Source organism: Lacisediminihabitans profunda, from assembly GCF_008040105.1.
Classification (GTDB): domain Bacteria; phylum Actinomycetota; class Actinomycetes; order Actinomycetales; family Microbacteriaceae; genus Lacisediminihabitans; species Lacisediminihabitans profunda.
On sequence record NZ_VRMG01000004.1, the window covers coordinates 405,921 to 419,255 of the forward strand.

Here is a 13,335-nt window from a genome sequence, read left to right on the forward strand (position 1 = left end):
TTGCTCCTCTACCCTGCCGACTCTGGGGCTTCATCCCCGGCTATTAGGCTAGTGGCTATGCCCCGACTCCGCTTGGCGCCAGGCCAAACCAACCCCATCGTCGGCGACCTGGCGGCAAACTCGCAGCAGATCTTCGAGGCGGCGCGGCACGCCGCCCGGCAGGCCGACCTTTTCGCGGTCGGCGAGATGGCGCTCAGCGGCTACCCGATCGAAGACCGCGCCTCGCGGCCCAGCTTCCCGGTGGAGGCGCACCGGGCGGTACCGACCGAGCACGGCCTGAATCCCCGACCGCAGCTCCCCCACGACTAAGGTGGCTCCCATGACCGACCCCAGCGCAGCAGCGACGCAGGCGAACCTCAAGCGGGTGCGCACGAGGCACTTCCAGAACGCCAAGGAGACCGGGGTGAAGATCACCGGCCTCACGAGTTACGACCAGCTGACCGCGGCGATCTTCGATGCGGCGGGAATCGACTTCCTGCTCGTGGGCGACTCGGCCGGCAACAACGTTTTCGGTCACGACACGACGCTTCCGGTGACCGTCGACGAGCTCATCCCGCTCGCCCGGGCGGTCGCCGGCGCGGTCTCCCGCGCCTTCGTCGTCGCGGACATGCCGTTCGGATCCTACGAGACCAGCCCGGACGAGGCACTGCACACGGCCTTCCGGTTCATGAAGGAGACGCACGCGCACGCGGTGAAGCTCGAGGGCGGCCAGCGCAGCGCCGAACAGATCCGCCGCATCGTCTCGGCGGGCATCCCCGTGATGGCGCACATCGGTTTCACACCCCAGAGCGAGCACGGTCTGGGCGGCCACCTCATCCAGGGGCGCGGCGAAGGGGCGGAACAGCTTCTCGCCGATGCGCACGCCGTGGAGGATGCAGGCGCGTTCGCCGTCGTTCTCGAAATGGTGCCGTCGGGGGTCGCCGCGCAGGTCACCAAGGAACTGCGCATCCCGACCATCGGGGTCGGCGCGGGCCCCCATGTCGACGGCCAACTTCTGGTCTGGACCGACTGGGCCGGACTCACCACCGGTCGCATCCCCAAGTTCGTGCGGCAGTACGCCGACCTCAAGGGCGTGCTGACGGATGCCGTGAAGGAGTACCGCGGCGACGTCGAGTCCGGCGCCTATCCGGCTCCTGAGCACGAATACGAGGACTGAGCTCCCCACCCCGGGCATCCCGCGCCCCCGCACGGCCCCGCCTTGCGCCCGCGCCCGTCTTCCTCTTCCTCTTCCTCTTCTCCTCTTCCGAAATCCATGCGATCGGCGGAGACACGCCGCTCACCTTGTCTCAGATGCGGCGTGTCGGCAAGGAATGCATGGATTTCGGAAGGGGGCGGGAGGGCGGCACTGAATGATGGAAGGGGCGGCAGCGCCGCCTAGCGGTCGTTGGCGGCGTCTTCCTCTGCCCACTTGCGGGCGCGCTCGGCGATGATCTCGGGCGCCCGGGCGGCATCCTCGCGCGTCTTGAACGGCCCATCGAGCTCCGACGCGAGCGACTGCTTGCCCTCTTCGACCTCGCCGGTTCTGATGTTGTAGTACCACTCGGTCATGAGCGCTCCTTATCCCAACTAAAATCGATCCTATGCCCAAGGATTCGAGCGGTCACCTCGTGCCGGGGCACATCTCCCCAGCGCGTGCGGTGCCCAGGACCATCGCCCGCCCGGAGTATGTCGGCAAGGCGGCACCCGCTCCCTTCACGGGTTCGGACGTGTACCCGCCGGAGGCCGTCGCCCGCATCCGCGAATCGGGCCGGATCGCCGCCGACGCCATTGCCCTCGTCGGGGCGAGCGTGCGGCCGGGCATCACGACCGACGAGCTCGACGTGATCGGCCACGACTTCATGGTGGCGAACGGTGCCTATCCGTCGACGCTCGGCTACCGCGGCTTCCCCAAGTCGATCTGCAGTTCGGTGAACGAGGTGATCTGCCACGGAATCCCGGATGACACGGTGCTCGAGGACGGAGACATCGTGAACATCGACATCACGGCCTTCAAGAACGGCATGCACGGCGACAGCAACCAGACCTTCATCGTGGGGACGGCCTCCCCCGAGGTCACCGACCTCGTCGACCGCACTCGGGAGGCCCTGGCCCGCGGGATCAAGGCGGTGGCCCCCGGCCGCGAGGTGAATGTGATCGGCCGCGCCATCGAGTCATACGCCAAACGCTTCGGCTACGGCGTCGTTCGCGACTTCACGGGTCACGGCGTCGGTGAGGCTTTTCACTCCGGCCTGATCATCCCGCACTACGACTCGGCGCCCGCGTACTCCACAGTGATGGAGGCCGGCATGGTCTTCACGATCGAGCCGATGCTCACCCTCGGCGGCATCGAGTGGGAGCAGTGGGACGATGGCTGGACCGTCGTGACGAAGGACCGCAGCATCACCGCGCAATTCGAGCACACCCTCGTCGTCACCGACCGTGGCGCAGAAGTGCTCACTCTCCCCTGATCCGACCTCACCTGATCCGATCCCCACAGGAAGACTGTCAAACATGGCCAACAAAGCGGTAGGCATCGACATCGGCGGCACCGGCATCAAGGGGGCGATCGTCGACGTCACGACCGGGAAGCTGCTCACCGACCGCATCAAGCTCCCGACCCCGCAGGGCGGCGAACCAGAAGACATCCTGGCCACGGTGCTGGAGATCGTCAAGAGGCTGGATGTCGGAAACAAGAAGGATCCGATCGGTGTCTGCTTCCCCGCCGTGGTGGTGAAGGGCAGGACCCTCTCCGCCGCCAACGTGTCGAACAGCTGGATCGGCCTCGAGGCGGAGAAGCTGTTCGAGAAGGGGCTCGGACGCAACATCCACTTCGTCAACGACGCGGATGCGGCCGGCTACGCCGAGACGCTCTACGGCGCCGCGGCGAAGTCCGACGGCCTGATCATCATGACCACCCTCGGCACCGGAATCGGCACCGCCCTGATCTACAAGGGCGTGCTCATCCCGAACGCCGAGCTCGGGCACATCCAGCTCGACGGGGTCGACTACGAGACGCGGGCGTCATACTCCGCGAAGGAACGGGAGAACCTCAGCTGGGTGGACTGGGCGGCGAGGCTGCAGCAGTACTACTCGGCCTTGGAGGCCTACTTCCACCCCGACCTGTTCATCCTCGGCGGTGGCGTGTCCAAGGAGTACAAGAACTTCCTCTCCCTGCTCCACCTGAACACGCCGATCGTGCCGGCGACCCTCCGCAACAACGCGGGCATTCTCGGCGCCGCCGCCCTGGCCGCCGGCAAGTAGCCCTCGCCGGACCGTTAGGGTCCGGTATTTCCGTGTTAGGGAGTCGTTAGGCTCCGCCGACCGGGTTCCACCTTGGTGTGGACTCGTCCTTCGTGACAGAAATGTCGCTGCGCGCCGTTCGGCCGCGGCTCGTCTCTCCCGCGGAGGATCCGATGCTCGATCTCGTGTACGTCGTTGGCGCAGTGGGGCTCTTCGCCCTCGTCGCCCTTGTCGCCCGGGGGGTCGAGAAGCTGTGATCGTCTTCACGATCCTCAGCGTGGTGCTCGCCGTCGCCGCCCTGGTCTACCTGGTGTTCGCTCTCCTGAATCCGGAGCGATTCTGATGAACACGACCCTGCTCTTCGTGCTGCAACTCGGCACCCTCATCCTCCTGCTCGGGCTCGTCTATCGGCCGCTCGGCGACTACCTGGCCGTCGTCTACTCAACCCAGAAGAACCTCCGGGTCGAGCGCGCGTTCTACCGCCTGATCGGGGTGAACCCCGGATCGGCCCAGACCTGGCCGGTCTACCTCCGCAGCGTGCTCGCGTTCTCCGCCATCGGCGTGCTCGCGCTCTACGTCGTGCAGCGGACCCAGCAGATCCTGCCGTACTCCCTCGGCCTGCCGCCGGTCGAACCGTCCACCGCCTGGAACACCGCCATCTCGTTCGTCACCAACACGAACTGGCAGTCATACTCCCCCGAAGCGACGATGGGCTACACCGTGCAACTCGTCGGGCTGGCGGTGCAAAACTTCGTGTCGGCCGCCGTCGGAATCGCCGTGGCGGTCGCCCTGATCAGGGGCCTCGCCGCCCGCCGCTCGAGCACGATCGGCAACTTCTGGGTGGACCTCACCCGCGGCGTCGTGCGGATCCTGCTCCCGCTGTCTGTGATCGCCGCCGTCGTGCTGTTGCTCTCCGGGGTGATCCAGAACCTCAACGGCTTCCAGCATGTGACGGGCCTCACCGGGGCGACCCAGACGATCCCGGGAGGCCCCGTCGCCTCACAGGAGGCGATTAAGGAGCTCGGCACGAACGGCGGCGGGTTCTTCAACGCCAACTCCGCGCATCCGTTCGAGAACCCGAACGGCTGGACAAACCTCTTCGAGATCTTCCTCATGCTGGCGATCCCGGTCTCGCTCGCGCGGACCTTCGGCCGCATTGTCGACGATCACCGCCAGGGCTACGCCATCCTCTCCGCCATGGGCATCATTTGGATCGTCTCGGCGGGCCTCCTCACCGTGCTGGAGAGCGCGGGGAACGGAACCGCGAGCCAGCTCGCCGGCGGGGCGATGGAGGGCAAGGAGACACGCTTCGGCATCGTCGGATCGGCGATCTTCGGCACGACGAGCACCCTCACCTCCACCGGCGCGGTCGACTCGATGCACGACAGCCTCACCTCCCTCGGCGGCGGACTGGTGATGATCAACATGATGCTCGGCGAGGTCGCTCCCGGCGGTGTCGGGTCGGGGCTCTATGGCATCCTGATCATGGCGATCGTCGCGGTCTTCGTCGCCGGACTGATGGTGGGCCGCACCCCGGAATACCTCGGCAAGAAGATCGGGGCACGGGAGGTGAAGCTCGCGAGCATGTACATCCTGATCACCCCCACGCTCGTGCTGGCCGGCACCGCGCTCAGCTTCGCGATCCCCGCTGTGCACGACTCGGTCGTGAAGACCTCGATGGCCAACCCGGGCCTGCACGGCTACTCGGAGGTGCTGTACGCCTTCACCTCGGCCGCCAACAACAACGGGTCGGCCTTCGCCGGGCTCACCGCGAGCACGCCCTGGCTGAACACCGCACTCGGCGTGGCGATGCTGCTCGGCCGGTTCCTGCCGATCGTGTTCGTGCTCGCTCTGGCCGGCTCGTTCGCCGCGCAGGAGAAGGTGCCGACGACGGCAGGCACGCTGCCCACCCACCGCCCGCAGTTCATCGGCCTGCTGATCGGCACGATCGTGATCGTGTCCGCCCTCACCTACCTCCCCGTTCTGGCGCTCGGCCCCATCGCAGAAGGACTCAAGTAACACCATGTCGACCACTCCGATCACGCCACCGGCGAGCGCACCCCGCAGCCGCAAGCCGTCCTCGGCGTTCGGCGTCCGGCAGCTCGCCGCGAGCCTGCCCGATGCCTTCCGCAAGCTGGACCCCCGAGTCCTGTGGCGCAACCCCGTGATGTTCGTCGTGGAGGTGGGAGCCGCGCTCACGACGGCACTGGCCATCGCCCAGCCGTTCCTCGGCACGGCGGCGCAGACCGCGGCCTCGCCCACCTCTCTCGCCTTCATCTGGTCCATCGCCGCCTGGCTGTGGCTCACCGTGCTCTTCGCCAACATGGCGGAAGCCGTGGCGGAGGGTCGGGGCAAGGCGCAGGCGAAGAGCCTGCGTGAGAGCCGCACGAGCACCCTGGCCAACCGGGTCGCGTCCTACGATGCGGCGGCGGATGCGGGGGCCGAGAACTCCGAGTTGCAGCAGATCGCCTCGGCGGACCTCACCCTCGGCGACACCGTCGTCGTGTCGGCGGGCGAGCTGATCCCGGGCGACGGCGACATCATCTGGGGCATCGCCTCGGTCGACGAGTCGGCGATCACCGGCGAATCCGCCCCGGTGGTTCGGGAGTCCGGCGGCGACCGCAGCGCCGTCACCGGCGGCACGCGAGTGCTCTCCGACCGCATCGTCGTGCGGATCACGAGCAGGCCGGGCGAGACCTTCGTCGACCGCATGATCAAGCTCGTCGAGGGGGCGTCCCGCCAGAAGACGCCCAACGAGATCGCGCTGAACATCCTGCTCGCGAGCCTCACGATCATCTTCGTGGTGGTCGTGCTGATCATCAACCCGATCGCCGCGTACTCGAACGCCGAGCAGAGCGTTCCCGTGCTCGTCGCTCTGCTCGTGTGCCTCATCCCGACCACGATCGGCGCGCTGCTGTCCGCCATCGGCATCGCCGGCATGGACCGTCTCGTGCAGCACAACGTGCTCGCGATGTCGGGCCGGGCCGTGGAGGCCGCCGGAGACGTCACGACCCTGCTACTCGACAAGACGGGCACGATCACCTACGGCAACCGCCAGGCCGCCGAGTTCGCGGCGCTCAGCGGGGTGGATGCCGAGACCCTCGCGACCGTCGCCGCCGCGTCCTCGCTGAGCGACCCGACCCCCGAGGGAAAATCGATCCTCACCCTCGCCACCGAGCAGGGCTTCACCTTCCCCACCACCGTGGACGGCACCGTCGTGCCGTTCACCGCCCAGACGCGCATGAGCGGCGTCGACTACGCGGACGGCAGCTCGGTGCGCAAGGGCGCGGGCTCCATGGTGAGCGCCTGGGTCGCGGAATCCTCGACCCTCACCGACGCTCAGCGCGCCGAGCTGGATGCCATCGTCACCCGCATCTCGCAGGTCGGCGGCACCCCACTGGTCGTAGCCCGCCGCGACACGAGCGGCGTCGCCTCCGTGCTCGGCGTGGTCTACCTCAAGGACGTCGTGAAGACAGGCCTTGCCGAACGCTTCGCCGACCTGCGCCGGATGGGCATCCGCACCGTGATGATCACGGGCGACAACCCGCTCACCGCGAAGGCGATCGCCGAGGAGGCCGGAGTCGACGACTACCTCGCCGAGGCGACCCCGGAAGACAAGATGGACCTCATCCGGCGGGAGCAGCGGGGCGGCAACCTCGTCGCGATGACCGGGGACGGCACGAACGACGCGCCCGCGCTGGCCCAGGCGGATGTCGGCGTGGCGATGAACACGGGGACATCGGCGGCGAAGGAGGCCGGCAACATGGTCGACCTCGACTCCGACCCCACCAAGCTCATCGACATCGTCGGGATCGGCAAGCAGCTGCTCATCACCCGCGGGTCGCTCACGACCTTCTCGATCGCGAACGACGTGGCGAAGTATTTCGCCATCATCCCGGCCATGTTCGTGGCGAGCTATCCCGGACTCGCCGCTCTCAATTTCATGGGCCTGCATTCGCCCGCCTCGGCGATCCTGTCGGCCGTGGTCTTCAACGCGCTCATCATCATCGCCCTCATCCCGCTGTCGCTCCGGGGGGTCACCTACCGCCCGGGCAGCGTGTCGAGCATCCTCGGCCGCAACCTCTGGATCTACGGCGTCGGGGGCCTCATCGCTCCGTTCATCGGCATCAAGGCGATCGACCTCGTCATCGCCCTCATCCCCGGCTTCTAGACCCCTCGACCCCAGAAACGGATTTTGAAACAATGAGCTCAGCACGCGGCACGACCCGGCAATACTGGGTCGCCCTCAAGGCCATGGTCGTCTTCACGGTCGTTCTCGGCATCGGCTACCCCGCGCTGATCGGCGCGATCGGGTTACTCGCTCCCGCCCAGGCGAACGGGTCGCCGGTCGCCGTCGACGGCAAGACTGTCGGCTCGAGCCTGATCGGCCAGAGCTTCACGAACAGGGCGGGAGGCGCGCTCCCCCAGTGGTTCCAGTCCCGGCCGTCGGCCGCGGGCACCGGCTACGACGCGGGCGCGTCCGGGGGAAGCAACCAGGGCACCGAGAGTGGGACACTGGCTTCAGCGATCAAGGATCGGAAGGCGGCCATTGCGAAGAGCGACGGAGTTGACCCGGCTTCCATCCCGCCCGACGCCCTCACCGCCTCGGCCTCGGGCCTCGACCCGCAGATCAGCCCGGAGTACGCCCGCGAGCAGGTGGCACGGGTCGCCGCGGCCCGAAGCCTGCCGCGGGCGTTGGTCGCGCAGCTCGTCGAGCGTTTCGTCACCGGACGCTCGCTCGGCTTCATCGGCGAACCGACAGTCAACGTGCTCGAACTCAACATCGCGCTCGCGGCGCTCGACCCGTCCAACTGACTGATGGCGCCGCGATGACACGAGGAATCCTGCAGGTCTACCTCGGGGCCGCCCCGGGAGTGGGCAAGACCTTCAGCATGCTCGAGGAGGGCCGCCGCCTCCGGGAGAAGGGCCTGGACGTGGTCGTGGGACTGGTCGAAACCCATGGCCGGGCCGAGACCGCTCGCCTGGCGGAGGGTCTCGAGCTGATTCCCCGGCTTCGCGTCGCCCATCGCGGGGTTGAGCTCGGCGAACTCGACCTCGGAGCCCTCATCGCCCGCAGGCCGGACTGGGCCCTCGTCGACGAACTCGCGCACACGAATGCGCCGGGTTCGCGGAACGACAAGCGCTGGCAAGACGTGCAGGAGCTTCTCGAGGCCGGCATCAATGTGATCTCGACCGTCAACATCCAGCACATCGATAGCCTCAACGACGTGGTGCAGTCGATCACCGGCGTGACCCAGCGGGAGACGATTCCGGATTCCGTGCTGCGGTCGGCCGACCAGATCGAGGTGGTGGATCTGGCGCCCGAGGCGCTGAGAACCCGCCTGTCCGGCGGCCAGATCTACCCGGCCGGCACCATCGACGCCGCCCTGTCCAACTACTTCCGGCTTGGCAACCTCACGGCGCTCCGCGAGCTCGCGCTGCTCTGGCTTGCCGACGAGGTGGATGTCGCGCTGCAGGAATACCGGAACGAACACGGGATCCGCGGCAAGTGGGAGGCCCGCGAGCGGGTCGTCGTGGCGCTGCCCGGCGGCGCGGAGGGCGAGACGCTGATCCGCCGCGGGGCGCGGATCGCTGCACGGTCCAGCGGCGGGCAACTACTGGCCGTGCACGTGGCGAGCTCCGATGGACTGGCCGAGTCGAACCCGGCAGCGCTTCTCTCCCAGCGCACCCTCGTCGAGAGCCTCGGCGGCAGCTACCACCAGGTGGTCGGCGACAGCACCCCGACCGCGCTCGTGGAATTCGCCCGGGGCGTCAACGCGACCCAGCTCGTGATCGGGGTGAGCCGCCGGTCGCGGCTCACGGCGTTCCTCACCGGCCAGGGAATCGGCGCGACGGTGATCAGGGCATCGGGCGACATCGACGTGCACATCGTTTCTCACGCGTCGGCCGGCACCCTCCAGTTGCCGCGCTCCCGCGGCGCGCTCACCGTGCGGCGTCGACTCGGCGGCTTCGTTCTCGCGGTGCTCGGACTCCCGCTGCTCACCCTCCTGCTCAGCTCGTTCCGCAGCGCCGAGTCGCTCGTGAGCGAGGTGCTCGCCTTTCAGCTCCTCATCGTGGTCGTCGCCCTCGTCGGCGGAATCTGGCCGGCGGTCACCGCCGCCGTGTTCGCCGGCCTCGCACTCGACTACTTCTTCGTCGAACCGCTCTACCGGGTCACCATCGCCAACCCGCTCCACCTCCTGGCGCTGCTCATCTTCCTCATCATCGCCGTGCTCGTCAGCCTCGTCGTGGACCAGGCGGCGAGCCGCAGCCGCGCCGCCAAGCGATCCGCCGCCGAGGCCGAGACCCTGGCGACGGTGGCGGGCAGCATCATCCGGGGCGAGAACGCGGTGGAGGCCCTCGCCAACCGGCTGCGCGAGGTCTTCGGCATGACCAGCGTCACGGTGAACTACAAGGACACCCAGCTCTACGAGGCCGGTGCGGTGACGAGCGGCGACAACGACAAGCAGACGGTGGTGCCCCTGAGCGACCAGGGCAGCGTCGTGCTGCGCGGTCGGGATCTTCAGGCCTCCGACCGGCGCATCCTCGACGCCTTCCTGTCCCAGATCGAGGCGGCCTTGGTTCAGAACGAGCTGCGTACCGCGGCTCAGGGCATCCGTCCCCTCGAGGAGGCCGATCGGCTGCGTACCGCCCTCCTCGCGGCCGTCGGCCACGACCTGCGCACCCCGCTCTCCTCGGCGACGGCCGCCGTGTCGAGCCTGCGCAGCACGGATGTGGACTGGAGCGACCGGGACCGCGAGGAACTGCTCGCGACGGCCGAGGAGTCGCTTCACCGCCTCGCCGACCTGGTGAACGACCTGCTCGACGCGAGTCGGCTGCAGGCCGGAGTCTTGCCGATCTCCCTCGCAACCGTCGGTCTCGACGAGATCGTCCCGCTCGCGCTCGACGAGCTCAAGGTGCCGCTCGGGCGCGTTCGGGTAGACGTGGCGCCCGACCTGCCCGCGGCCACCTGCGACCCGGTGCTCGTGCAGAGGGTGCTCGTCAACCTCATCGCGAACGCCCTGCGCTACTCCCCGGAAGACGCACCGCTCATCATCACCGCGAGCAGCTTCGGCGAACGGGTTGAGCTGCGCGTGATCGACCGGGGTCCCGGCATCCCGAAGGAGCGGCTCGCCGAGGCGTTCCAGCCGTTCCAGCGGCTCGGGGACACCGATAACACCACCGGGGTCGGCCTCGGGCTCGCCCTCGCCAACGGCTTCATGGAGGCGATGGGCGGAAGTCTTGAGGCGGAAGACACGCCGGGCGGCGGCCTTACGATGGTGATCTCGCTGCCCACGGGAAAGGGACACCGATGATGCGCGTTCTCGTGGTGGATGACGATGCCCAGATTTTGAAGGCCCTGCGAATCAACCTCGCCGCGCGTGGCTACGACGTGTCGCTCGCTCGGTCGGGACCGGAGGCGCTGGATGTCGCGGCGAAGGTGAAGCCCGACATCGTCGTGCTCGACCTCGGGCTGCCCGGTTTCAGCGGCCTCCGGGTGATCGAGGGTCTCCGGGGCTGGACCGATGCCCCGATTCTCGTGGTGAGCGGGAGGTCGGACTCCGCAGACAAGGTCGACGCTCTCGACGCGGGGGCCGACGACTACGTCACCAAGCCGTTCGCCATCGACGAGCTTCTCGCGCGCATCCGGGCCCTCGGTCGCCGGGCCCTCGCCGAGCCAGAGGAGCCGGTGACTCGCTTCGGCAACGTCACCGTAGACCTCGCCGCCCATACCGTCGACCGCACCGAGTCTGGCGTGTCGACTCCGGTGAAGCTCACCCCCACCGAGTGGCACATCCTCGAGGTGCTCGTGCGCAATCCACGCCGCCTGATCACGAAAAACTTCCTCCTCACCACCGTCTGGGGGCCGGCCTACGAGAACGAGGACGGCTACCTTCGCCTCTACCTGGCCCAGTTGCGCAAGAAGCTCGAGCCGGAGCCGTCGCGCCCCCGCTACCTGCTCACCGAGCCGGGAATGGGGTATCGCTTCTCCCCCGATTGATCCTCGGATCCCTTCACATCCGTCGTGGACCCTGCCTACAGTGGCCGTATGGAGTCTCGAAACATCAGCGTCGCGATCGACCGGCCAGACGAGGCGGTGTATGCCTTCGCCGCCGACCCGGCCAACCTGCCGCTGTGGGCGGCCGGCCTCGGGAGTTCGATCGAACTCGTCGACGGCCGCTGGATCGCCGAAACCTCCGGCGGAAGCGTGGTCGTCGAGTTTCTGCCGAGCAACGACTTCGGCATCCTGGACCACGTCGTCACGCTGCCGAACGGCGAGAGGGTGCTCAACCCCATGCGCGTGATCGGCTACCGGGACCGGAGCGAGGTGGTCTTCACCCTCAACCGAAGGCCCGGGATGACCGACGAGGAGTTCGAATCGGACGCCGCGGCCGTCGCCGCCGACCTCGCGACGCTCAAACGCGTGCTCGAGCAACGGCCGGAATCCCCGGACCGCGTTCGCGGTTAGATAGTCCCATGTCGACGAATCAGGAAGCCACGCCGTCCCAGCACTCGAATGAGCCCCACGGAGCCGGTGTCGCGAGCAAGCTCAACTGGCTGAGGGCCGGTGTGCTCGGCGCCAATGACGGAATCGTTTCTGTCGCGGCCATCGTCGTGGGTGTGGCCGGAGCCACGCCGGCAGTGGCCGCCATCCTCACCGCCGGTGCCGCCGGTCTCGTGGGCGGCGCCATCTCGATGGCCCTCGGCGAGTACGTCTCCGTGAGCAGCCAACGGGACAGCCAGCGGGCGCTCATCGCCAAGGAACGCCGCGAGCTCGTCGAACAGCCGGAAGAGGAGTTGGCGGAACTCACTGGCCTGTACCAGTCCAAGGGCCTCTCGGCCGAGACTGCGCGAGCTGTCGCAATCGAACTCACCGAGCATGACGCGCTCGCGGCGCACCTCGACGCCGAACTCAACATCGACGAGGCGGATGTCGTGAGCCCGTGGCAGGCCGCCGGCGCCTCGGCGCTGGCCTTCACGATCGGCGCGATCCTGCCGATGCTCTCGATACTTCTCCCGCCGGCCAACGTGCGCGTGCCGGTGACGTTCATCGCGGTCCTGGTGGCCCTCGCTGCTACCGGCACCACGAGCGCCCTGATCGGCGGAAGCCCCGTGCTGCGGGCGACGCTGCGGGTGGTGATCGGCGGCGCAATCGCCCTCGCCGCAACCTACATCATCGGTTCGCTTCTCGGCACGTCCGGCATCGCCTAGGCGCCGGCGGCACAGAGGCCACGCCGTCACCCCCGTCCCGCTCCTGCAGGCGCGTCCTTAGGGGCCTCGGTGCGCTCGGGCCTCCCTGCGCGGGGGGCGTCTACCGCTGGGATGGTGGCCGCGGCTCCGGTGTGTGCGTCATTGCCGCATGGTGCGTGCCTCCGGTCGCGGTGGCAGTGTGGGCAGGGGTGGTTTCCCGCCGCGTCGTGGTCGCTGGTGGGGGTCGATGGTTGCGGGTGGGGTGAACCAGGGGATGTTGTCGGTGACGTGGATGCCCCAGCCGTTGCGGTGGATGGTGTGGTGGTGGGCGGTGCAGAGCAGGATCCCGTTGGCGAGGTTCGTTTCTGGTTGGTTTGACCACCAGCGGATGTGGTGGGCTTCGGTGTGGCTGGGGGGTTTCAGGCAGCCGGTGATGGCGCAGCCGCCGTCGCGTTCGGCGAGGGCGAGTCGTTGCGGGCGGCTGAACAGGCGCCGGGTGGCGCCGAAGTCGAGGACTTCGCTGGCGCCGCCGAGGATGGCGGGGATGATCCCGGCGTCGGCGGCCAGGCGTCGGGCGGTCCCGGCGGAGATCGGTTGCTCGATGCCGTCGATCTGTGCCTCGCCGAGCCCGGTCAGCAACGAGTCGAGGGTCATCCGCACGATGATCGTGGTTGCCGGCAGCGGGACGGCCTGGTTGTCGCAGCCGATCGCGTGCCGGGCCATGTCCACCACCGCGTCCGCCGCCATCTGGCCCAGCGTGCGGGTATCCGGCACCGGATCCTCCGCACCGGCGCGGCGATCGGTGCTGTCATCCGCGGCACCGTTGTCGGGGGTGAAGTGGGGGGCGTGCAGGGCGGCGCCGACCTGGACGTCGATCGCGGCATCGAGGTAGGCGCTGGAGAGCGGGTCGAGGTCGAGCCGGTA

At 68.3% G+C, this 13,335-nt stretch carries 15 protein-coding genes; 13 read left to right on the plus strand and 2 right to left on the minus strand.

The annotated features are described in order from the left end of the window. Positions 1-57 precede the first annotated feature (57 nt). Together FVP33_RS04470 and panB are read left to right on the plus strand one after the other, a co-directional pair. Entirely contained in the window at positions 58-309 is a 252-nt protein-coding gene (locus FVP33_RS04470; RefSeq protein WP_147782419.1) for a hypothetical protein, read from the plus strand. A 10-nt stretch (positions 310-319) separates the two neighbouring features. Then, complete coding sequence (gene panB, locus FVP33_RS04475) at positions 320-1,156, plus strand: 3-methyl-2-oxobutanoate hydroxymethyltransferase (RefSeq protein WP_147782420.1); 837 nt, start codon at positions 320-322, stop codon at positions 1,154-1,156. A 218-nt stretch (positions 1,157-1,374) separates the two neighbouring features. Here panB and FVP33_RS04480 read toward each other — a convergent pair whose 3' ends face one another. After that, complete coding sequence (locus FVP33_RS04480) at positions 1,375-1,548, minus strand: methionine aminopeptidase (RefSeq protein WP_147782421.1); 174 nt, start codon at positions 1,546-1,548, stop codon at positions 1,375-1,377. A gap of 32 nt (positions 1,549-1,580) precedes the next feature. On the opposite strand from FVP33_RS04480, the gene map reads away from it, so the two are divergent. From map to FVP33_RS04530, 11 genes are all read left to right on the plus strand, one after another. Further along, complete coding sequence (gene map / locus FVP33_RS04485) at positions 1,581-2,447, plus strand: type I methionyl aminopeptidase (RefSeq protein ID WP_147782422.1); 867 nt, start codon at positions 1,581-1,583, stop codon at positions 2,445-2,447. Positions 2,448-2,490: 43 nt separating this feature from the next. Next, positions 2,491-3,240, plus strand: coding sequence for a polyphosphate--glucose phosphotransferase (gene ppgK, locus FVP33_RS04490; protein ID WP_147782423.1), 750 nt, complete (start codon positions 2,491-2,493; stop codon positions 3,238-3,240). 92 nt (positions 3,241-3,332) lie between these two features. After that, positions 3,333-3,476 carry a hypothetical protein gene (locus FVP33_RS19410; RefSeq protein WP_187270572.1) on the plus strand — a complete coding sequence of 48 codons (144 nt, stop codon included), beginning with the start codon at positions 3,333-3,335 and terminating at the stop codon, positions 3,474-3,476. Continuing rightward, positions 3,473-3,562 carry a K(+)-transporting ATPase subunit F gene (kdpF, locus tag FVP33_RS04495; protein ID WP_147782424.1) on the plus strand — a complete coding sequence of 30 codons (90 nt, stop codon included), beginning with the start codon at positions 3,473-3,475 and terminating at the stop codon, positions 3,560-3,562. Before FVP33_RS19410 ends, kdpF begins: the two co-directional genes overlap by 4 nt. Beyond that, positions 3,562-5,238, plus strand: coding sequence for a potassium-transporting ATPase subunit KdpA (gene kdpA, locus FVP33_RS04500; RefSeq protein WP_147782425.1), 1,677 nt, complete (start codon positions 3,562-3,564; stop codon positions 5,236-5,238). The genes kdpF and kdpA overlap by 1 nt, the downstream gene beginning before the upstream one ends. A 4-nt stretch (positions 5,239-5,242) precedes the next feature. Beyond that, positions 5,243-7,390 carry a potassium-transporting ATPase subunit KdpB gene (kdpB, locus tag FVP33_RS04505; protein WP_147782426.1) on the plus strand — a complete coding sequence of 716 codons (2,148 nt, stop codon included), beginning with the start codon at positions 5,243-5,245 and terminating at the stop codon, positions 7,388-7,390. Between the two features lie 32 nt (positions 7,391-7,422). Continuing rightward, complete coding sequence (gene kdpC / locus FVP33_RS04510; protein WP_147782427.1) at positions 7,423-8,034, plus strand: potassium-transporting ATPase subunit KdpC; 612 nt, start codon at positions 7,423-7,425, stop codon at positions 8,032-8,034. Positions 8,035-8,048: 14 nt separating this feature from the next. Further along, on the plus strand, positions 8,049-10,535 hold the full coding sequence (locus tag FVP33_RS04515) for an ATP-binding protein (RefSeq protein ID WP_147782428.1): 2,487 nt from the start codon (positions 8,049-8,051) through the stop codon (positions 10,533-10,535). Beyond that, a complete protein-coding gene (locus FVP33_RS04520) occupies positions 10,535-11,221 on the plus strand; it encodes a response regulator (protein WP_147782470.1) in 687 nt (228 codons plus the stop codon). The genes FVP33_RS04515 and FVP33_RS04520 overlap by 1 nt, the downstream gene beginning before the upstream one ends. 48 nt (positions 11,222-11,269) lie before the next feature. Next, on the plus strand, positions 11,270-11,689 hold the full coding sequence (locus FVP33_RS04525; RefSeq protein ID WP_147782429.1) for an SRPBCC family protein: 420 nt from the start codon (positions 11,270-11,272) through the stop codon (positions 11,687-11,689). Between the two features lie 8 nt (positions 11,690-11,697). Then, positions 11,698-12,432, plus strand: coding sequence for a VIT1/CCC1 transporter family protein (locus FVP33_RS04530; protein WP_147782430.1), 735 nt, complete (start codon positions 11,698-11,700; stop codon positions 12,430-12,432). A 138-nt stretch (positions 12,433-12,570) separates the two neighbouring features. Here the strand turns inward: FVP33_RS04530 and FVP33_RS04535 are convergent. After that, positions 12,571-13,335: HNH endonuclease signature motif containing protein (locus FVP33_RS04535; protein ID WP_147782431.1), on the minus strand; the 765-nt coding region annotated here is incomplete at its 5' end.

Bases quoted from the DNA above. Each gene is read 5' to 3' on its own strand.
- FVP33_RS04470 (WP_147782419.1), top strand. From the start codon at position 58: ATGCCCCGACTCCGCTTGGCGCCAGGCCAAACCAACCCCATCGTCGGC.
- panB (WP_147782420.1), top strand. From the start codon at position 320: ATGACCGACCCCAGCGCAGCAGCGACGCAGGCGAACCTCAAGCGGGTG.
- FVP33_RS04480 (WP_147782421.1), bottom strand. From the start codon at position 1,548: ATGACCGAGTGGTACTACAACATCAGAACCGGCGAGGTCGAAGAGGGC.
- map (WP_147782422.1), top strand. From the start codon at position 1,581: ATGCCCAAGGATTCGAGCGGTCACCTCGTGCCGGGGCACATCTCCCCA.
- ppgK (WP_147782423.1), top strand. From the start codon at position 2,491: ATGGCCAACAAAGCGGTAGGCATCGACATCGGCGGCACCGGCATCAAG.
- kdpA (WP_147782425.1), top strand. From the start codon at position 3,562: ATGAACACGACCCTGCTCTTCGTGCTGCAACTCGGCACCCTCATCCTC.
- kdpB (WP_147782426.1), top strand. From the start codon at position 5,243: ATGTCGACCACTCCGATCACGCCACCGGCGAGCGCACCCCGCAGCCGC.
- kdpC (WP_147782427.1), top strand. From the start codon at position 7,423: ATGAGCTCAGCACGCGGCACGACCCGGCAATACTGGGTCGCCCTCAAG.
- FVP33_RS04515 (WP_147782428.1), top strand. From the start codon at position 8,049: ATGACACGAGGAATCCTGCAGGTCTACCTCGGGGCCGCCCCGGGAGTG.
- FVP33_RS04520 (WP_147782470.1), top strand. From the start codon at position 10,535: ATGCGCGTTCTCGTGGTGGATGACGATGCCCAGATTTTGAAGGCCCTG.
- FVP33_RS04525 (WP_147782429.1), top strand. From the start codon at position 11,270: ATGGAGTCTCGAAACATCAGCGTCGCGATCGACCGGCCAGACGAGGCG.
- FVP33_RS04530 (WP_147782430.1), top strand. From the start codon at position 11,698: ATGTCGACGAATCAGGAAGCCACGCCGTCCCAGCACTCGAATGAGCCC.